The sequence below is a fragment of the Curvibacter gracilis ATCC BAA-807 genome, assembly GCF_000518645.1.
Lineage (GTDB): Bacteria > Pseudomonadota > Gammaproteobacteria > Burkholderiales > Burkholderiaceae_C > Curvibacter > Curvibacter gracilis.
The window spans coordinates 592617-612208 of record NZ_JADZ01000004.1; the positions used below are offsets into that span (position 1 = coordinate 592617).

Below are 19592 nucleotides of genomic sequence, written 5' to 3' on the forward strand. Positions count from 1 at the left end.
CCAGCGCGTCACTGGGGCTGAACCCCCAACTCCCTGATTTTGCGGGTCACCACCTCGAACTCGGGCTTGAAATCTTCTGCAAACTGCTCCGGTGTCGAGTTCATCACCTCGAAGCCCCGGCCATTGAGCAGTTGGCTCATATCGGGCGTGCCCACAATGGCGCGCACCTCGCGTGCCAGCCGGTCGATGACCGGGGCGGGGGTCTTGGCGGGGGCCAGCAGGCCGATCCAGACGCTGGTGTCGTAGATCGGGTCGGCCATGCCCAGTTCGCGCATCGTGGGCACCTGCGGCAGTGAGGTGGAGCGCTGCCGCCCCATGACCGCCAAGGGAATCAGCTTGCCGTTGGGCACATGCTGCATGGCGCTGCCCACGGAGGAATAGCCCAGCACCACCGTGCCGGCCAGCAGGTCTGAAATCACGGGGGCCTCACCGCGTTGGGCCACATGCACCATGCCGGCATTCAGGCTGCGGCTCAAGGTTTCGCCTTGCAGATGGCCCAGGCCACCAATGCCCCACGAGGCATAGCTGAACGACAGGCTGCCGCTGGCCGCTTTGGCCTTCAGATCTGCCATGTTTTTGATGCCCGAGCCGGGGTGGGTGGAGAGCAGCGTGGGGCTGCGCACCAGTTGGGTGATGGGGATGAAGTCTTTGAGGGGGTCGTAGCTGAGGCTTTTGAACAAGGCGGTGTTGTTGACCTGCGAGTCGGTGATGGTCATGAGCAAGGTGTAGCCATCGGCCTTGGCCCGCGCCACCTCGGCAGCACCGATGGCGCCGGCTGCGCCGCTTTTGTTGTCGACCACGATGGCCTGGCCCATGGATTTGGCGAGCCCTTCACCCACCTTGCGCGCCACAAAATCGGTGGCGCCCCCTGCCGCATAGGGCACCACGATGCGGATCGGGCGTGACGGATAGCTGTCCTGGGCCTGTGCCGGCGCGGCCAGGGCTGAAAACAGTGCGGCGATGGCGCCGATGAGGCGCATGGCCTTGGGCGAAGTCTGGGTGGAGGGGGTGGAGGGGGTGATGTAGGTGGTGTGGGTGTTCATGGTTTTGTCTCCGGTTCATTTTCTTTTTCAACAGGTCTGGGCTCAGAGGTCCAGTACCAACTCAGGGCTCAGCGATCGGGATACACAAGGCAGCATGCAGCGCTGGGCCAGGCGTTCGTGCTCGCTCAACACGTGATCGCGGTGCTCGGCCTGGCCGCTGACAATGCCCACTTCGCAACTGCGGCAGAGCCCTTCACGGCAGGCATACGGGATCAGCACCCCGTGCTGCTCCAGCGCATCGAGCAGGCTCACGTCATGCGGCACAGGCACACGCAGGCCCGAGCGGTGCAGCACGGCCGTGAAGGCCTGCCCGCCTTGAGTCGACCCCGCTGCCGGGCCCTGTGCTGTGAAGCGCTCAAAATGGACTTGCGCCTGCGCGAAGCCGGCCTGGTGCGCGGCGGCCTCCACGGCACTCATCAAACCTGAGGGGCCGCAGCAATAGACATGCACCCCTGGCGCGGCGGGGCCCAGAAACTCCGACAGGTCGGGGGGCTGCCCGCCGGCTTCTTCGTCGACGTGCAAGAGGATGTGCCTGCCTCCAAGCTGGGCCAGCGGCCAGGCATACGCAGCTTTGGCCCGTGAGCGCACGCAATACAGCAAGCGCCAGGGCTGCCCCCGGGCCTGGCAGGCCGCCATCATGCTGAGGATCGGGGTGATGCCGATGCCCCCCGCCACAAACAGGTGCTGATGGGCGGCGTCTGACAGGCCGAACAAGCACCGGGGTGCCCCCACCTTCAGCCGCTGCCCCACCTGCAACTGGTGGTGGATGAAGGCGGATCCCCCGCGGCTGTCGGGGGCCAGGCCCACGCCCAGCACATAGCGGTGCCGCTCCTCAGGGGGGTTGGCGATGGAGTATTGCCGGCACAGCCCATGGGGCAGGTGCACGTCGACATGGGCGCCGGCCGCGAAGGGGGGCAGGGCCTCGCCCGAAGGCGCTCTGAGCTCCAGCCCCAGCACGTCCTGGGCCTCGTGGGTGATCTGGCTGACGATCAGTTCCATGGCGGCCTCAAGCCTTGGCCCTGGGCACGGGCTGGCCGCCGGCCAGCTCCTGGGCTTCTTCTTCCAGGCGGCGCGCCACCACCCATCGGAACTGGTTGAGCGCGGCATCGATGCCAAAGGGCACCATCTTGAAGTCGGGCGCCAGGGCCAGGCTGCGCTGCTGGGCCGTGATGATGGCGCGGTCTTCGTCAAAGGCCGTCACCACGGCCTGGTGAATCGACCGGGTCACCTCGGGCTGCTCGATCGAGAAGTTGTGCGGGTGCGCGAAAAAGTAATGGGTGGAGTTTTCGGTTTCGGGTGTGATCGCCTGGCACCCTCTGAACTCAAGGGCCTCCACGCGCTGGCCTTCAGGCGCGCCCGTGCCGGTGGGTGCCATGCCCGAATCCATCAGCAAGGTGGCTGGCAAGGTGAAGTTGTAGATGTTCCAGCGGTCCACCTTGCCGCTCCAGGTCTTGACGGCGGTGGCAAAGGGCGGCGCTTCGGTCCCGATGGCCCAGCGGGTGATGCGAACACCGTTGTCCAGGCGCTCCACCTTGGCAGGGGCCGATGCGTAATCGGGGCTGCCACCCAGCGTGGAAGGGTGCACAAAGGGCAGATGCGAAAAATCCAGCAGGTTGTCGCAGATCAGCAGGTAATTGACGTCGTAGTGGATGTAGCCATCCTCGCTTCGCCAATCGGGGTGATCCAGCCACTGGGTATCCGGGATCAAGTCAGGGTCGGCCCGCTCCGGGTCGCCCATCCAGACCCACACCCAGCGGTGGCGCTGAACCACCGGCAGGGTGCGCACCTTGGCCTGCGGCGGTATCCTGGCCTGGGCCGGGGCCTCGGTGCATTGCCCGGTCGCATCAAACTTGAGGCCGTGGTACATGCACCGCACGCAGTCGCCCTCACGCCGGCCCACCGACAAGGGTGCCCCGCGGTGGCAGCAGCGGTCTTCCATGGCCACCACCTGGCCCTCTTGCGTGCGGTACATCAGCACAGGCAGGCCGATGATGGTGCGGCTGAACAGGCCTTCCTGGGTGACTTCATGGTCCCAGGCGGCCACATACCAAAGGTTTTTGATGAACATCGCTTGTCTCCGTTGTTGACCAAGTGCTTCCCGACTTGATGTTCATCAATCCTAGGTTTGGCATGAAAATGCGTAAATGTCATTCCAATCATTGAAAGAATGCACGGTGTTCATATGGATGAGCTGGACCTGAACCTGCTGGCGGTGTTCGATGCCTTGTTTCGCGAGCGCAGCGTCACCCAGGCGGCCCACGCGCTGGGTATGACCCAGAGCGCCACCAGCCACGCGGTGAACCGGTTGCGGGCCTTTTTTGACGACCCTCTTTTCGTCAAGACCAAAGAGGGCATGACACCCACCCGCAAGGCCGAGTCATTGAGGGCCTCGGTGCTGGATGTGATGGCCACGGTGCGGCAGGACATCCTGGCCGCCGCCCGATTCGACCCGGCTGCAGCACGCAGGGTGTTCACCCTGTGCATGACCGACATGGGCGAGCTGGTCTTTCTGCCCCCGCTGCTGAAGCAGCTCAGAACCCTGGCGCCGGGGTGCTCAGTGCGAACCTTGCAAGTGCCTGTGGAACAGATCGAATCCCTACTTGGGTCGGGCGAGGCCGATCTGGCCATCGGCTCGATTCGGGCCGTGCCCGAAGGCCTGTTTCAGCAGCGCCTGTTTCTGCATTCCTTCGTGACCGTGCTGCACCGCGACAACCCGGTGCCCGGCCCCCGGCTCAGCCCGCAAGAGTTCGAAGCCATGCCGCAGATTGCGGTCTCGCTCACGGGGCACACGGCCGAGGCCTACGACAACGTGGTCGAACAACAAGGCCTGCAGCGCAAGATCGCCGTCACCACGCCCCATTTTCTGACCGTGCCCTTCCTGATCAAACACAACCCCGAGCTGGTGGCCACCGTGCCCTTGGAGCTGGCGCATTCCTTTGACGAGTACGGCTTCTTGCGCACGATCGAGGTGCCCTTCTCACTGCCGCCGTTTGCGCTGCACCAGCACTGGCACCCCCGCTTTCACAAAGATCCCGCTATCGTCTGGCTGCGCGAGTTGATCAAGTCGATGTTTGAAAACTACCCGGACGTGGTTTTTCGAGAGCCAGCGCTGGCTGGCGGCCCGGGCGCTGCTGATGCCGGTTTGAGGGTTTGACGAGGCCAGGCCGCGCTTGTCAGCCCCGGAGCTGACCAGATCCTGCTACCCGGGGCTTGTACAGTGAGGCGCATGCAGATTCGAAGGTTCAGGCCCGGCGACGAGGCCGCGCTGTTTCAGGTGTTTTTCTCGGCTGTCCACAGCGTGGCCAGCCGCGACTACTCGCCCGAGCAAATCAAGGCCTGGGCCCCGGCCGACCTCGACCAGGCCCTGTGGGCCCAGCGCATTCAAGCCCTCAAGCCCTTCGTGCTTGAACTGGGCGGCCAGGTTGTGGCCTATGCCGACCTGCAGCACAAGGGCTACATCGACCACTTCTACGTCGCAGGCACCCACCCGCGCCAAGGCCTGGGCACCCACCTGATGGCCCACCTGCTGGCCGAGGCCAAATCACTGGGCCTGGGCGATTTGACGGCCGATGTGAGCGTGACGGCCGAGCCCTTCTTTGCCCGCCATGGCTTCACGGTGCTGGAGCGGCGATTTCCGGTGCGCCGGGGGGTGACGCTGGCGAATGCGTTGATGTGCAGGCGGGTGGAGGTGGGGAATAGCGGGCGCTTGATTGGCTTTTGAGGAGTTCAGTGCGGCCCCTCAGGTGCTTGATGCGGTTGTCTGGGGGGTGTTAGCACCTTTGTGCTGGGCGACGTGCTGTCGGGCAAGTTGGTGAATGAGATTCTGTGGGTGGAGGGGATTCGACTGGTTGGGCGTGGCGCCGCTGGGGGGCGTTCGGGGCTGGAATTGATGGGTGGGGTATCAGTTGGGGATGTCTGGTATACAGCGGTTGCGGTCGCCCAACGCCGCAACGTCCACCGACTGCTTGCAGCGAAGCATTGACAACTGCAGACGCCTGGCTTGAACCAACAAGTTTCGAAATTGACCTGGCAATGCATTACGCCTCTAGATCGATGTCTAAGCGAAAGATGCTGCCGATGCGCATCGTCGCCGATCGACCCTGGCCTTCCATCATCGTCTGACCGATACGACTGGTCCACTTTATCGTGCCAGCTTTGTCTGCGAGAACTTCTACCGATGGCTGTTGCCTTATTTCCTCAAGAACCTCCCGGTTCACACTTGGCCGGATAACAACCCTCCTCACCGACTGACCATCGAGCGTCACTTCGCGCGGAAGCATCACGACTGCCTCCCGGCCGCGGAAGTCACCGCTGAAGGATTGACCTTCAGAGATAATGCCACGTATTTCCTCGCGAGACCTCTCGTCCCGTTCTTCGGTAATCTTCTTGCGTGCGGCCTCTGCCCGCGACGAGCGACCACGTTTGTCCTCAGGCCGAGCTCCGAAGGGGGAGGCTACAGATTCTGCGGTAACCTCGAATCCAGCCATTCGAAGAGCTCGCGCCATCACACCACGATTGGCCGCGTCTTGAGCTAAATTCATCTGCTGCTCACGTAAGACAAATGGCTCTTTGGGCTTCGGATCAACAATCTTGAGCACGCTTCCAGAACCGCCTTCAACATCAATGCTTAGACCGCAAACCAAGCGCTGCCCTGTGTAGCCCGGTGGAAACTGGATTGAAAGCTTCTGCGCGACCCCACCTCCAGCAGGCGGTCCCTTCAAACCAAGCTGCTTGAGGCTGAATGCAGCACCGGATTGCGTCCCCTTGCACTCGATAACGTGCCACATACCCAATACATCCTGCGCTACAAAGTCAGGGGTTTTGTTCGGGCCTCTCTTTGCAGTTCTCGCTTGGGTTACACCTAGTGAACTGGCGATCCGCTGCATGAAGTAGCGGCCATCGACGACCTGTACTAATGACAGCTTATCGTGCAACCAAAGAATGGGGACCCCCATTCCGAAATCGTCGCTGAGGATGGTCTTTTGATGCGCATCAAGATCCCAAAAGCTGCGGGTGAGGCTGAGGTCCGGCTGCTTTGCTATTGCGGCCAAGTATCGGACCCAGGCCCAAAACTCGCTAAGTGAAACGCCCGTTGCAGAAATTGGTGTAGTCAGGTAGCCGATCATCAAGAGCATTGCCGGAACGTTCAGCACACAACTGCTTTTCCCACTTATGAACGTAGGCGGAAACGAAGGCTGTAAACCGACGCCTGGCCACGTACTTGCGTCTATGTCAACTTTCAGATTGCGTTGCATCGTAGGTCCTCCCGAAACTTCTTATATGTATTCATGATACTGAGCTATCGATAGTCGCTTGGCGCAGACTACGGGCCGGCGCCCCCCCCCCCACGGAGCGACACGCGGTCGTTCAAGCAGTTGGCATTTGATCGCCGCATCCAGCCTGGCGCCGCCTTTCGCCTGCGGTCGCCGGTTCTGCCGCGAGAGCGGTCGTCGGTACGTGAAATTAGAATGCCTGCAATCGGTCGAATGGCAGGCCTACGTAGCCTTCGCAAGGCATCAACCTCGTAAGGATTGGTTATGACGGCGAGAATCACTCAGGAATGGACTAGACTTTTTGGCTTATCGATCAGTAAGGCTATTTAGTGACTGAAACTCCAAAAAATTCCTGGGAAATTGGGTCAGATCTGCCTCTGGTCGACCCTGCGGAGGATGCATTCGGCTATGCCCCTTTCGCCTCACTGCTTGCGAAAGCAATCGTAGATAATAGAAGTCCGCAGGGCTTGGTGCTTGCCGTGCATGGCAAGTGGGGCAGCGGAAAATCAAGCCTATTGAATTTCATCAAGCACGACTTGAAAAGGTTGCCAAAGGACAAGCGGCCTGTTGTTATTGACTTCAATCCATGGTGGTTCGAGGGGCGCGAACAAATCTCATCCCAGTTGCTCGAGCAATTCTCGGCTCAGTTGCCGGATCGCCTCAAACATCTCCGAACGCTGGCGAAGTTAGTCGGAAAATATTCGAAGCAAATTGCGGACACGGCGGCCGATGTCTCGGGATATGGTTGGCTCAAAAAGCCGCTCGCTTGGTTGCTGGGCTGGATTCCTGGCCTGAAGTTTCTAGCGGAAAAGACGGGCATTCCGTCGATCAAGAAGAAGGTGGCCGCAACGCTTAAATCCAGCGGTAAGCGGTTTGTCTTCTTTGTCGATGACATTGACCGGTTAACACCGGACGAAGCCCGCGATTTCTTCCGGGCCATCAAAGCTCTGGCCGATTTTCCCGAGGTCGTCTATGTTCTGTTCTTCGACCGGGACGAAGTCGGCAGGGCATTGACGACCTCATTGAAGATGGATGGCGAGGCCTACCTCGAGAAGATCGTCCAAGCCCCTTTCCATCTGCCTGCGGTCGATAAGGGCCAACTCCACCAAAAGCTGTTCAAGGGGCTCGATTCGATCATCGATTCGAAGCCCATGCCATTCCCCTTTGATCAGGACCGCTGGGCCGAGGTCTTCTCTGACGGGTTGGATCGGTTAATCAAGAAGCCCCGCGATATCGTACGCATACTCAACACCATCTCGGTCGCCTATCCACCGCTAGCTGGCGAGGTCAACCCGGTTGATTTCATTGCTCTGGAGTTCCTGCGCGTCTTCGAGCCAGCGGTCTATGGCAGCATCCGCGATGCCAAGGACTTCTTCTGCGGATTGCCGACTCAACTCGATCACAAGAGAGCCGCGGAAAAGAATTACTTTGACAAATGGAGGGACTCACTACCAGACGGTTCGCGCGAACATTTAGCCGAACTCGTTGGCCTGATCTTCCCCAAGGTTTCCCAAGTTCTCGACTCGGGCATGGTCTCATCCAGTGACCATAGCGACTGGCGTAAGGAGCTGCGGCCATGCAGCCCTGATTGCTTCGACCCCTACTTTCAGTTTGGCGTGCCGCCGGGGCATGTCAGCCGGGCGGAGATTGAGCGAATTGCCAGCGAGCAGACTTCGGATGGCATGGCTTCGTTGCTCCGGGAGGCAGCGGGTGTAATCCTGCCGGATCGGCATTCGAAGGCACGCGACTTGATCGATCGACTGCGCGACCTCGACCAATTGCCAGCAGCCCAAGCTTCGAAGCTCGTCGAAGCATTGGTCGCCAACGCCCATCAGCTTCTTCGCAAGGAAGACGAAAGTGGCGGCTTCTTCTCCATGCCCAATCGCTGGCGGATCAGTGGACTCATCTCAAAGCAGCTCGAGCGGCTTCCCGCTCACGAGCGGCAGGCGTTGCTTTCGCGCCTGGCGGAGATATCGCCGGGCCTGTGGAGCTTGGTCGACTTGGCGGATGACGCATTGCAGGCCAAGCGCGACGCCTCGAAGGCGCCCAGAGCCTTTCTTGATCTCGAGGACGGTTTCGCAGAGGCTATGGCAAAAGCCGTCGGCCACCGGCTCGACAATGCCAGCCTCGAGGAATTTATGGCCATGCCGGACTTGGACTTTATCGTTCATCGGTGGAAGCAATGGGGCAACCCCGAGCGTATACGAGAAGTCTTCAAACCTATGGTCGATGACGATGACAAAGTCGTCGCACTTCTCGACAAGTTCGTCAGAACTGGCCTTCGGCATTCCGGTCGCCAGACGACGGAGACCTATCGGCTCTCGTTGAAGCCACTGGCAGCAATCATGGACATCCAAGCAATGGAGCCGCGAATCCGAGCTATCCAATCACGATCGGATTTGACCGTCCGCCAACGGACAGCGACCAAGCGATTCCTTCAAGGATTGCAGGCGTTAGCCAAGGGGCAAGACCCAGACGACCTTCGATTCAACGACGATGACGACACCTGAACCCCTGTGGCTTGTTCGCGATGTCCGAGTGCAGTTGCCGTTGTACCCTAAAGTAGGCATGCGTCACATGCGGTCCTTAACGCCGATACCAGCCACATGTGAACCGTAAGCGGACGTCAGACCGATTCACTCTGACCGGCAGCAACCAGCCTGAAACGGCAATTCATCTCTCCCCACATCTTCCCGCCCCAAAAACAACGATGCTTTAACCACTGCACTTCGAAAGCATGCCAATCGACGCAAGACCCAAGACCGACTCTGTTTTCAGGCCATGGGATCATTTGGACGATCAGGACCCGTTGTGCGCAGCCGCCAGGGGCGGGTGTTACGCCGCAGGCTGGGTGGCCAAATCCTTGGGGTTCACGCCCAAAACTTCCAGCTTTTTCGCATACGAGTCTCTGCGTTTGGCGGCCTTTGCCGCTGTCTCGGTGGCGGCTTGTATGGCTTTGGGCCCTTTATGGGCCGCCGCCTGGATCAGCCCGAACTTGTGAGCGGCATCCGCCTCGGCCCGCTTGAACGTGGCGATGAGTTCAGCGTGGGCAACGGAGGGGTTCACGGTAACGCCCATCTCAATCGACGTCGTCATTCTTAAATTTTGACGTTGGTGCGAAGCAAGGCGGTTCTCAATTCGCGCGTGGCTTCTTTGGAAATATCCACCTTTTGAACCGCCAGGTCGAACGAAGAGCCTGGCTTGATGCTGGTGGGCAGTATCTTTTTGGCTGGAAGCTTGGCTGGGTACGTGCCTTGACGTGGACACATGCGAACGGAAAACCCGAATTCTTCGAGCACGCCTTTCGCATACAACTCTGCCAATTGTTGAAACGACACGTAGGTTGAGCGTTTCACGTCTTTGCGTCCTGGTTGGCTGACGTCGCGAACGAGTTCGAATTTTCCAAGTGAATCGCGTTGGGTATCGGTGAACGGATGCAGCAAGAAAGTCTGACGAACGCCATCCTTTTTGGACATCCAAGTGTGCTCGACGGCGATATCGGTTAACAGCATGTTGTTTTTCCAGCTCCGAGAGTTGCAGCTTGCGTGAGTGCATCAGCCGACACATCGCAGACAGCAGATTTTGTTTTCAAAAGACGTCAACGGGGAGCCAAGTGTCCCTCGGGATGCGGGTTGATCGTGCGGGCAAAAATCACCCAGAGGGCGGGCACTTTAACTGAACGACCGCCGGTGGTAGATCCCGATGGCACGGCGATGGACCGCTTGGGGTCCCAAACTGCCTGCCAAGGGGGGCCATTGAAAGCCCGCTGCCAGCCTGAGGTCGTCACTCAGGAGTGGATCTCAGCTCCGCCGCCGCCTGCATTCAGTCCGCGCATGGATCCGCAGCGGCACCTGCCAGCCACCACCCGAAACCCAACAACTTCAGGCACCGATGCAGCCCCGCCTCTTGCCTAAATTCGGCTCTCCACATGCCGTTTGAAGTTGTTCAAGATGGCTTGCCATCCCTCTCGCTGTTGCTCAACGGAATGCATGTCTTCCCCATCAAACTCCACTTTGACTGTGACGCCTGGGGGTGTGGCCGTGAACTCGACGCTGGCCTGTCGGTCGCCGAACGAGTATTCCAGCAGGTGATTCACCACCACCCGGGTGTAGGTTCCGGCGAAATCAAAGCCGAAGCTGCCGTCTTTGGCTTCCATGCGGGATGAAAACGCACCGCCTTCTCGAAGGTCGACGCTTGCCTTGGTGGTGTGCCAGTCGTCTGAAGCTGCGTTCCATTGAACGATGTCCTCAGCTGTGGTGTAGGCGTGCCACACGGCATCGATCGGTGCCGTGACTGTGGTTTCAACCGTGATTTTCATGGGTCACTCAGAGGGTGGGTTGGGGATCGGACGTTGGCGCCCATTTTGAAACAAGCGCTTGAGAATTGGTGACCTGCGCGGTGGCAGTTTTCCTGCGGGCCTCCCCCTCAGTCTCACTTCCCATCACCGCCACCGTGCCGCTTCCTCAACGCCGGCCTAGCAATCCCCAACTGCCAGGCCCGCCCCAACTCCTGTTCCACCCAGGTGTAGACCTCTTTTGAAATCACGCTCTCCGCCACCATGGCTTCCATGGCGGCGCGGCCCTGGCGCAGGGCGAACAGCAGCAGCAGGCGGCGCTCCAGGGCCTGGGTGAAGTCGGGGTGGGCGTTGCGCAGGGCCTGGATGGCTTGTTCGGCCGATTGGCTGCGGGCCTGCAGCACGGTGTCGAGCACGCCGGCCATGCGTTCGCCCAGCAGGGGTTTGAGGCGGCTCTGGTTGTAGCGGTGCAGGCGCTCCAGCACGGCGCGGCGGCAGATCAGCAGCTCGAAGCGGTCGGCCAGGGCGGCGGCCAGGGGGCGGTCCAGGTGCAGGTGGCGGTGCAGCCACAGGGCCACCTGGTAGCTGGCGTGCGGCTCCAGGATGCGGCGCGCGGCGCGGTTGTAGCCCAGGCGGCCTTCGTTGCGGGCGGCGTCGATCATGTGGCCGGTGTTGCGCATCATGGCGTCGAGGTTGCGCACGCTCACGATGCCGTTGCCGTAGTCGGGGATCAGGTCGCGCTCGCGTGTGGCCAGGGTGGTCAGGCCGATGGCCAGGCGTTCGCGCTCGTTCAGGTCGGCGGCCAGGGGGGCCTGGCCCAGGGCCAGGCCGTTGCGGTACAGCTGGTTGACCTCGGCCGCGGCCTCGGGCTGAAAGTGGAAGGTGGCAGCAATGCGTTGAACGGTGGCCTCCACTTCTTCGGTGGACAGGTTGATGGCCTGCTGCTGCAAGGCCTGGTCTTGGGTCGACAGCCTGTCCAGCCCCAGCTGGCGGATCACCCAGCGCAGCGAGCTGCCGTTGACCAGCAGGCTGAACAGCACAAAACCGGTGGCGATCACCGACACAAAATGCCGCGTGGCCGCCGGCAGGGCGGTGTTCTCGGCCACGCCCATGGCCAGCACCAGGGTGACGGCGCCGCGCAGGCCGCCCCAGGCCATGGCCAGCTTGTAGGCCGACGAGATGGGGGCGCTCAGGCGCAGCCGGCTCAGCGCGGGCAGCATCAGGTACAGCACGGCCAGCCGCCCCACAAAGGCGGCGACCACCGTGGCCATCAGGTAACCCACGTCGTGCCAGGCCACATCGCGCAGCAGGTGGGGCACCCGCACGGCGGCCAGCAAAAACACGATGGCGCCGGCCAGCACGGCAATCTGCTGCCACACCAGTTGCACGTGGTCCCAGTTGCGGGGCGCCAGCCGGGTCTTGGCCAGGCCATTGATGACCAGGCCGGCGCACACCACGGCCACCACGCCCGACACATCCAGCCACTCACCCCCGAGCAGGTACAGGGCATAGGGCACGGCCATGGTCAGCGCCGTCTCGGCCGAGGCGATGTTGCCCATCAGGGGCAGCACAAAGGCCACGGCCCGGCCCACCACCAGGCCCAGCAGCACACCGCCGCCGAATGAGTAACCGAGGCTGGTCAGCCCGTCCACCCAGCTGACCGACGCACCATGGCGGGTCAGCATGCTCATCAGCACGGCGGCCAGGGCGATGGCGGCCGCGTCGTTGAGCAGGCTTTCGCCCTCCACCAGGCGTATCAGCCGCCCCGGCGCGCCCACGTCGCGAAAGATGCCCACCACGGCGGAGGGGTCGGTGGTGGCCACGATGGCCCCCAGCAGCAGGCACACCACCAGGCTTTGCGGGGCCACCAGGGCCAGGCCCAGGCCGATGGCCCCGGTGGCCACAAACACCGCCACCACGGCCAGCAGCAGGATGGGCGCGGCATCTTGCAGCATGTTGCGCACGTCCACCGTCAGCGCTACTTGAAACAGCAGCGGCGGCAAAAACAGCCACAGGTAGGCCTCGGCCGGAAAGTCGGGGCTGATCAGGGGGGCGAAGAAGAAGGCGGCAAACTCAGGCGCCACCGAATCGATGGCCACATAGCTGGCCCCCAGGGTGATGCCCACCAGCGACAGCAGGGTGGATTCGGGGGCACCCATGCGGGCGGAGGCCACCTGCACCAGGGCCACGATGGCCAGCAGGCTGGAGGTCAGAACAAGCAGTTCGGCAAGACTGGGCACGGGGCAATCAGGTGCCGGTCAGGCACCGGTTGTGAAAAGAGGGGAGGGGGATTGGGCCGCGTTGAGCGCCCCGCTGCGGCCACATGGCCCGCGCGTGCCCACCCGTGCCCGGCGCAGAGAGGCTGCGCCACACAGAGGCTGGGGTAGGGGGGGAGGAGGGCGGCAGCAAGGCATCCATCACGGGCCGTGTCGGGTGCGGGCACCCGGGCAAGGGCCATGATAGCCCCGTCTTCCCCAGGCCTGTCCCTGGCGGCACCGCCTGGATCAAACAAGGCGTGCAAAGAGTGCAAGCCATTGCAAGCAGGCGGTGCGCAGTAGGGAAAGGAGGGCCGAAGAAGGGCCCAAAGAGGGATGAAAACGCGCGGAAAGCGCTTGCAAAGGGCGCGACAAGGCCGCGAAAAGAATGCGCAAAGAATGCGAAAAGAACCCGAACAGAGCGCTTCAGGGGAAGGAAGCCCCCCGGCGCCGCCTCAGGCAGTTTGACGGCTCAGGCGAAGTCGGCGTGGGCGCTTGGCGCGCGCGCGGGGGGCGCTCTCGGCTTGGGCGCTTGAGGCTTCTGATGGCGGGGGCGCTGTGTTGGAGGCAGGGGCTGTGGCGTGAGCCGCCTCATGAGGGGCCTCCAGCAACTGGTCCAGGGCCTGGGCCTGCCGGGCCTGTTCGCCGGCCCGGCCTTGCAGCAGGTGTTGGGCGCACTGGCGCAGCAGCATGGCCATCCAGTCGATGGCCGGGCCTGTGGTGCGGCGGTAGTGCCGTGCCTGCTGCCAAACCCGCACGTAGCAGGCCTGCAGCACCTGTTCGGCCCAGGGGGGCGTGGCCACCAGCATCAGGGCCAGCACATACAGGCGGTTGGCGGTGGCGTCGTGCAGTTCGGTCAGGGCCGGGCGTTCGCCCTGGGCGATGCGCTCCAGCAACTGGATCAGGCGGTGGGGTTCGTTGGCGTGTGTCATGGGGCAGGCTGCTTGACCCGTCTTCGTTCGGAAGGTTCCGTTCGTCGCGCGTCTGGAGCGTCTGGAGCGTCTGGAGTGTGCCCTGGGGGCTGATTTCGGGCTGGCGCGGCCGGCAATGTCCTTGCCTGGGCAGGTTTCATGGGCTGGGGGGCCCGCAGCCTGGTGGCGCGCAAGGCACAATGGCGCGCCCCGGCGCTTGCCTGGTGTCGGGCTTGATCTCCATGGGTGTGCCGATTGTCTGAACTGCTGCAACATTTCTCGTGGGTGGCCGCCTTGGCCGCTCTGCTGGTGGGCCTCTCCAAGGGGGGGCTGCCCGCCATCGGCATGTTGGCCGTGCCTTTGATGGCCTTGTCCATGTCGCCGGTGCAGGCGGCCGTGCTGCTGCTGCCGATCTATGTGGTGTCCGACATGGCCGGCCTGTGGCTGTACCGGCGCGATTTCAGTGCCCCCAACCTGCGCATCCTGGTGCCCGCCGGGCTGGCCGGCGTGGTGCTGGGCTGGGCCACGGCGGCCTGGGTGTCCGACCGGGTGGTCACGTTTCTGATCGGTTTGATGGGCCTGGGCTTTTGCCTGTATGCCTGGCTGCGCCGGCAGAACGACGCCGCACCCCAGCCGGTGAACCGGCTCAAGGGCTGCTTCTGGGGCACGGTCACGGGTTTCACCAGCTTCATCTCGCACGCCGGGGCGCCGCCGTTCCAGGTCTATGTGCTCCCCCAGAAGCTGCCCAAAGCCCAGTTTGCCGGCACCGCCACCCTGCTGTTTGCCGCCATCAACCTGGCCAAGATCGTGCCTTACCAGTTTCTGCGCCCCTATTCGGCCCAGGCGCTGTGGGGGGCGGCGGCCCTGCTGCCCTTTGCCCTGGCCGGCACAGTGGCCGGCGCCTGGCTCACCCGCCGCCTGGCCGATGCCTGGTTCTTCCGGCTGGTGCAGGTCGGCCTGCTGCTGGTGTCGGTCAAGCTGATGCTGGACGCCTGGGGCATGGCGCCGGGCTGAGGGGGGCCTCAGCCCTGCCGTGTGGCCATGAGCTGGCTCGCCTCATATTGCGCCCGCCAGGCCTGAAACTCTTCCGGCGGCATGGGCCGGGCAATGAAGTAGCCCTGGGCATAGTCGCAGCCCAGGCTGGCCAGTTGGTCCCAATGGGCCTGGGTTTCGACGCCTTCGGCCACGGTTTTGCGGCCCAGGTCGTGCACCAGGTCGATGGTGGAGCGCACGATGGCGGCCGAGTCTTTGCTGCTGCACATGTCGCGCACAAAAGACTGATCGATCTTGATGTAGTCCACCGGCAGCTTTTGCAGGTAGCTCAGGGCTGAGTAGCCGGTGCCGAAGTCATCGATGTACAGGGCGATGCCCTCGGCGCGCAGGCTTTGCAGCACGCCCAGGGCGTATTCCGCATCTTCCATCACCGCGCTTTCGGTGATTTCCATCTCCAGCAACCCTGAGGCCGCAGGCCAGGTCTTGCGCAGGTGCCGCAGGCGGTCCAGCAGGTTGTCGTCGCGCAGGTTGCGGGCCGAGAGGTTGACGGCGATCGGCAGGGCGCCGCCCTGGGCGCTCCAATCGTGGTTCAGGCGCAGTGCGGTTTCGATCACCCAGTCGGTCAATGGCGTGATCAGGCCGGTCTGCTCGGCCAGGCCGATGAACTCCATGGGCGGGATCAGTCCGCGTTGGGCGTGGCGCCAGCGCACCAGACCTTCGGCGCCACAGACGGCTCCGCTGCGCATGTCGATCTTGGGTTGCAGGTACAGCAGCAGGTCGCCGCCTTCGATGGCGCGCCGCAGTTGGCCGGCCAGGTTGAGCTGTTGCGGTTGGTTGACGCCCTGGGCCAGGTCGAAGAACAGGTGTGCAACGCCCTTCTTGCGCGCCAGTTGCAGGGCGATGTCCATGTGGCGGTAGAGGTCGTGCGGGGTCTGGCCATGCTGCGGGTACAGCGCAATCCCGGTGCGTGCCGAGATGTCGATCTCGATGTCGGCCATGGGCATGGGGGCGGCCAGGGCCGCTTTCAGGCGCTGCACCTGGGCCTGGGCCGCGGCCGCGTCGCTGTCGGGCAGCAGGATGGCGAATTCGTCGCCGCGCAGCCGCGCCACCTTGGCGTCGGGGGGCACGCATTGGCGCAGGCGTTGGCCGAATTCGCACAGCAACTGGTCACCAAAGCTGAAACCCAGGGCGTCGTTGATCTCGCCAATGCGCTCGATATTGGTCTGCAGCACGGCAAAGCGGGCGCCGCTCTGCTGCCCCGCCACAGCCAGGGCCATGCTGAGGTCTTCGGTGAAATGGGCTTCGTTGGGCAGCCCCGTGAGCACATCGTGGCGCGTCAGGTGCTGCATCGCCTGTTCGATCTGCTGCTGTTCCACACGGGCACGCAGCGTGGCAATGCCAAAGGCCAGGTCGTCGGCCGACTCGCTGAGCAGGTTCACCTCGTCAGGTTTGAAGGTGTCGGGTTCTCGGTCGTAAAGGGCCAGGGCGCCGATGATCTTCTGACCCACCCGCAGCGGGCAGGCCAGGGCGGAGCGGTTGCCGTCCAGGTAGGACAGCCAGGGGGCGTAGCCTGGGTCTTCCAGCACATTCGAGATCAGCGTGGTCTGGCCGGTGCGCACGGCCTGGGCCGCCGCACCTTGTCCGTTCGGGGTGTCTGCCCAGGTCATGGGCAGGCGGCTCAGCAGCGTGGGGCTGTTGTGGTTGCCGCTCTGGGCCATCAGCTTCAGGGTCTGGTCGGCGTCGTCCAGGCGGTACCACACGGCGGCCATGCCAAAGCCCCCGGTGCGCACGATGGCGTGGCACATGGTCTGCAGCAGCTCGTCTTCGGAGCTGGCGCGCAGCATGGTGCGGTTGACGGCGCTCAGGGTGCGCAGGGCGCGGCCCACGTGCTCCAGCTCCTGCACGCGCTGCGCCAGCTCGGTGTTCAGGTCCTGGATCGCCGCCTCGCTGCGTTTGCGCTCGGTGATGTCGCTGCCCAGCAGGTAGTAGCCCAGCACGCGCCCCTGCGCGTCACGTTTCGGAAAATAGTTCACGGCATGCCAGAGGCCAGGCTTGGGCTCCCAGTCGAAGCTCTGGGGTCGGCCCAGCAGCGCAGCCTCGATCATGGGGGCGGCCACGGCGTAGCGCTCGGGGCCCAGGATCTCGCTCACGCTGCAGCCGGTGATGTCGGTGCGATCGGGGGCAAAAAGCCGGCGGTAGAGCTCATTCACGTACACATAGCGTTGCTGGGCATCCACGTAGCCGATCAGGGCCGGCACCGCGGCCATCACGCTGCGCAAGTGCTCCTCACTCTCCAGCAGCTGCCGGGTGCGTTCCTGAACATGCTGCTCGAGCATGGCCTTTTGCCGTTCAATCTGCTGTTCGGCCTGGTACTGGTGGGTCACGTCGCGGAACACCAGCACGGCGCCACGCATCTGGCCCTCCGCGTCGCGGATGGGCGCGGCACTGTCGGCGATGGGGCATTCGCTGCCATCGCGTGCGATCAGGCTGGTGTGGTTGGCCAGGTCCTGCTGCTGGCCGGTCTGCAGCACGCGGGCGATCGGCACCTCGACCGCGGCGCGGGTGGTCTCATGGACGATCACAAACACCTCTTCGGCCCGTTTGCCCAGGGCCTGGGCCTGTGTCCAGCCGGTCAATCGTTCTGCAACGGGGTTCAGGCGTGTGATGCGCCCGTCCAGGTCGGTGGCCAATACCCCGTCGCCGATCGATTGCAGGGTGATGGCCAGGTCTTCTTCGCGCTCCGCCAGGGCTTCGCGGCTGCGCGCCAGGTGTTGCATCTGGCGCTGGATCAACTTGGACGTGGCCGCCAGCAGGGCCAGCAACAGGCCCGAGACCAGCAAGCCACCACCAAGCAGCCATTGGCGGCTGCGCTGTTGCTCGGCCTCACGGGCGGCGAGCAGGCTGACTTCTTCGTCGCGCATCTGGTCCAGCAGGCCATAGACCTTGTCGCGGGTCTCGCGCAGCGGGGCGCGGGCCACATAGGCGGTGGCCGCCTCGATGCCCTGGGTCTTGCGCAAGACCTCGATCTGACGGGCAATGGCGATGCGCTGGTCGACCACCTGGCGCAGTTGCTGCCAGCGCACCTGTTGACCCGCGTTGTCGGCCGTGAGCAGAGCCAGGCGGCCCAAGGCCTCTTCGCGCGAGCGGGAGGCCTTCTCTCGTTCGATCAGGTAGCTGTTGTCGCCCGTGATGCGGAAGTTCTGCGTGCTCAGCTCAACCTGCAGCATGTCGCCGCGGGTGATGCTCAGCGCATTCAGCACCTCCTGGGTGTGGCGAACGCGCTGGGTGGCGGCTGCTGCATCGCCGGCCAGCTTCCAGGTCAGGGCCAGCAAGGCGGTGATCACCAAGGCGGCTGTGACAAAGGCGAACAGCACCTTGGCGTTGAAGCGGGATTCCAGGTAGAGAGGGGGCTTTGCCATGGTCAAAGTCAACTCACGCCGAGCATCACCTGAGAGCAAGGCAGATGGGGAACTTTGTGCGGCATCGAACACCTCCCTGAAGGCGTTGGGTGATTGTGGCGAGCGTCGAAACAGCCCCGATCTGCGTCGGATGCGTGAATCGCGTGTTGACTGAGATTAGCCGTATTTGAACTTTCAAGCCACCCAGGCAAATGCGGATATGAGGGGTTAAAAGGCTTCAAAAAAAAGAAGCCCCGCCAGGGGGGGCGAGGCTCAAACCTTGGTTGCAATGAAAACAGATGGCCGATCAGCCCGGCCGGTCCTTGCAGGCCAGCCGGGCCGACAGGGGCCTCAGAAGCTCACGCGCAGGCCGATGTCGAAGCCGGTGGAGTTGCCGTTGACGTTGCTGGTGCCGGTGACCGGGCCGAGGGCGCCCGAGCCGTAGGAAGAGGCGGCCATGGAGGCGCCGCCGGAGTTGCTGACGCGGGCCACGGTGGCGTAGGCGGCGGTGCGCTTGGAGAGGTTGTAGATACCGCCCAGGGCCAGCTTCTGAGCCTTGGCCGAGCCCAGCTTGACCTGGCCGATCGAGGCCAGCACGTTGAAGGCGCCCACGGGGGCGTTCACGCCCAGGCTCCAGCCCTTGGTGCTGAGGTCGTTGCCGGTGGTGGCCACGTTGGAGAGCTTTTGCTGGGCCACGATGCCCATCACCTTGGCGGGGCCGAAGTCATAAGAGCCGTAGACGCTGGTGTCGGCCATGTCGCCCGCCAGCGGGGCGGCGGCGCCCGAGGTGCCAGGGCCAGCCAGGCCGTTGTTGCCCAGGCTCTGGGTCAGGCCGGCGAAGGTGGTGCGGGTGTAGGCGGCAGCCACATCGAGCGGGCCTTGGCGGTAGCCCAGGCGGGCGCCGGCATAGCGGCCGTTGCTGGAGGTGTCGATGGAGTTGATGGTGGCGTTGCTGGGCTGGTTGCCGAAGGCGACCATGGCCTGACCGTAGAAGCCCCCCAGGTTGCCGGGCAGGAAGTAGCCCACCGAGTTGGAGGCGCGCACAAAGGTGTTGGTGGCGGCCGAGCCGGTGTAATCAAGGATCAATGTGCCCACGCCGGCGGCGGCGAAGGGGTCGGCATTGAGGTAGTTCTGCCAGCTGGGGGTGGTGTCGCGGCCGATGCGCAGCTCGCCGAAGGCGCCAGCCAGGCTGACGGTGGCGCGGCGGTTGAAGGTGAGGCCGCCGGCGGCGATGTCGGAGCGCTGGTTGTTGGTGGTGGTGCCGCTGCTGCCGATGCCGCTGGCGGGGTTGATGGCGCCCTCAAGCCAGAAGCCGGCGCTCAGGCCGCCGCCCAGGTCTTCGACGCCGCGAAAGCCGAGGCGGCTGGCGCTGTTGCCGGAAGGGGAGACGCCGGAGACGCGGCCGGCGTTGGTCTTGACGTTTTC

General features: G+C 63.5%; 15 protein-coding genes. 4 read left to right on the top strand and 11 right to left on the bottom strand.

Annotated elements, in window-relative coordinates:
• Positions 1-8 precede the first annotated feature (8 nt).
• From L880_RS0102745 to L880_RS0102755, 3 genes are read right to left on the bottom strand one after another with little or no spacing between them, the layout of a single operon-like run.
• Positions 9-1043 carry a Bug family tripartite tricarboxylate transporter substrate binding protein gene (locus tag L880_RS0102745; RefSeq protein ID WP_084460932.1) on the bottom strand — a complete coding sequence of 345 codons (1035 nt, stop codon included), beginning with the start codon at positions 1041-1043 and terminating at the stop codon, positions 9-11.
• A gap of 42 nt (positions 1044-1085) precedes the next feature.
• The gene (locus L880_RS0102750) at positions 1086-2042 is read right to left on the bottom strand and encodes a PDR/VanB family oxidoreductase (RefSeq protein ID WP_027474363.1); all 957 of its coding nucleotides are present in this window, start codon (positions 2040-2042) and stop codon (positions 1086-1088) included.
• A gap of 7 nt (positions 2043-2049) precedes the next feature.
• Entirely contained in the window at positions 2050-3111 is a 1062-nt protein-coding gene (locus L880_RS0102755; protein WP_027474364.1) for an aromatic ring-hydroxylating dioxygenase subunit alpha, read from the bottom strand.
• Between the two features lie 99 nt (positions 3112-3210).
• On the opposite strand from L880_RS0102755, the gene L880_RS31410 reads away from it, so the two are divergent.
• Positions 3211-4197 (top strand): LysR family transcriptional regulator, encoded by a 987-nt coding sequence (locus tag L880_RS31410; RefSeq protein ID WP_051442979.1) that lies wholly within the window; start codon positions 3211-3213, stop codon positions 4195-4197.
• A gap of 72 nt (positions 4198-4269) precedes the next feature.
• The gene (locus L880_RS0102765) at positions 4270-4764 is read left to right on the top strand and encodes a GNAT family N-acetyltransferase (RefSeq protein WP_027474365.1); all 495 of its coding nucleotides are present in this window, start codon (positions 4270-4272) and stop codon (positions 4762-4764) included.
• Between the two features lie 316 nt (positions 4765-5080).
• On the opposite strand, the gene L880_RS0102770 is transcribed toward L880_RS0102765, so the two are convergent.
• Positions 5081-6196 (bottom strand): hypothetical protein, encoded by a 1116-nt coding sequence (locus L880_RS0102770; RefSeq protein ID WP_245614892.1) that lies wholly within the window; start codon positions 6194-6196, stop codon positions 5081-5083.
• A gap of 449 nt (positions 6197-6645) precedes the next feature.
• On the opposite strand from L880_RS0102770, the gene L880_RS0102775 reads away from it, so the two are divergent.
• A complete protein-coding gene (locus L880_RS0102775) occupies positions 6646-8826 on the top strand; it encodes a KAP family P-loop NTPase fold protein (protein WP_084460936.1) in 2181 nt (726 codons plus the stop codon).
• 325 nt (positions 8827-9151) lie between these two features.
• Here the strand turns inward: L880_RS0102775 and L880_RS0102780 are convergent, their stop codons facing one another.
• The 5 genes from L880_RS0102780 to L880_RS34160 form a co-directional block, all read right to left on the bottom strand.
• Positions 9152-9412 (bottom strand): hypothetical protein, encoded by a 261-nt coding sequence (locus tag L880_RS0102780; RefSeq protein ID WP_342669155.1) that lies wholly within the window; start codon positions 9410-9412, stop codon positions 9152-9154.
• Positions 9413-9414: 2 nt separating this feature from the next.
• Complete coding sequence (locus L880_RS0102785) at positions 9415-9828, bottom strand: hypothetical protein (RefSeq protein ID WP_027474369.1); 414 nt, start codon at positions 9826-9828, stop codon at positions 9415-9417.
• Positions 9829-10226: 398 nt separating this feature from the next.
• Complete coding sequence (locus L880_RS0102790; RefSeq protein WP_027474370.1) at positions 10227-10634, bottom strand: SRPBCC family protein; 408 nt, start codon at positions 10632-10634, stop codon at positions 10227-10229.
• Positions 10635-10747: 113 nt separating this feature from the next.
• A complete protein-coding gene (locus tag L880_RS0102795; RefSeq protein ID WP_027474371.1) occupies positions 10748-12850 on the bottom strand; it encodes a cation:proton antiporter in 2103 nt (700 codons plus the stop codon).
• Between the two features lie 470 nt (positions 12851-13320).
• Positions 13321-13797 (bottom strand): hypothetical protein, encoded by a 477-nt coding sequence (locus L880_RS34160; protein WP_051442980.1) that lies wholly within the window; start codon positions 13795-13797, stop codon positions 13321-13323.
• 225 nt (positions 13798-14022) lie between these two features.
• Between L880_RS34160 and L880_RS0102805 the strand changes: the two genes are divergently transcribed.
• Positions 14023-14790: a sulfite exporter TauE/SafE family protein gene (locus L880_RS0102805; RefSeq protein ID WP_245614896.1), complete on the top strand. Its 768-nt coding sequence runs from the start codon at positions 14023-14025 to the stop codon at positions 14788-14790.
• An 8-nt stretch (positions 14791-14798) separates the two neighbouring features.
• Here the strand turns inward: L880_RS0102805 and L880_RS0102810 are convergent, their stop codons facing one another.
• Both L880_RS0102810 and L880_RS31420 read right to left on the bottom strand, forming a co-directional pair.
• Positions 14799-18188 (bottom strand): EAL domain-containing protein, encoded by a 3390-nt coding sequence (locus L880_RS0102810; RefSeq protein WP_027474373.1) that lies wholly within the window; start codon positions 18186-18188, stop codon positions 14799-14801.
• A 330-nt stretch (positions 18189-18518) separates the two neighbouring features.
• Positions 18519-19592: porin (locus tag L880_RS31420; protein ID WP_043328132.1), on the bottom strand; the 1074-nt coding region annotated here is incomplete at its 5' end.

What these genes read in the sequence shown, in the direction of transcription:
- L880_RS0102755 (WP_027474364.1), bottom strand. Translation starts at nt 3,111, where the DNA reads ATGTTCATCAAAAACCTTTGGTATGTGGCCGCCTGGGACCATGAAGTC.
- L880_RS0102790 (WP_027474370.1), bottom strand. Translation starts at nt 10,634, where the DNA reads ATGAAAATCACGGTTGAAACCACAGTCACGGCACCGATCGATGCCGTG.
- L880_RS0102810 (WP_027474373.1), bottom strand. Translation starts at nt 18,188, where the DNA reads ATGGCAAAGCCCCCTCTCTACCTGGAATCCCGCTTCAACGCCAAGGTG.
- L880_RS0102765 (WP_027474365.1), top strand. Translation starts at nt 4,270, where the DNA reads ATGCAGATTCGAAGGTTCAGGCCCGGCGACGAGGCCGCGCTGTTTCAG.
- L880_RS0102750 (WP_027474363.1), bottom strand. Translation starts at nt 2,042, where the DNA reads ATGGAACTGATCGTCAGCCAGATCACCCACGAGGCCCAGGACGTGCTG.
- L880_RS0102745 (WP_084460932.1), bottom strand. Translation starts at nt 1,043, where the DNA reads ATGAACACCCACACCACCTACATCACCCCCTCCACCCCCTCCACCCAG.
- L880_RS0102780 (WP_342669155.1), bottom strand. Translation starts at nt 9,412, where the DNA reads ATGACGACGTCGATTGAGATGGGCGTTACCGTGAACCCCTCCGTTGCC.
- L880_RS31410 (WP_051442979.1), top strand. Translation starts at nt 3,211, where the DNA reads ATGCACGGTGTTCATATGGATGAGCTGGACCTGAACCTGCTGGCGGTG.
- L880_RS0102785 (WP_027474369.1), bottom strand. Translation starts at nt 9,828, where the DNA reads ATGCTGTTAACCGATATCGCCGTCGAGCACACTTGGATGTCCAAAAAG.
- L880_RS34160 (WP_051442980.1), bottom strand. Translation starts at nt 13,797, where the DNA reads ATGACACACGCCAACGAACCCCACCGCCTGATCCAGTTGCTGGAGCGC.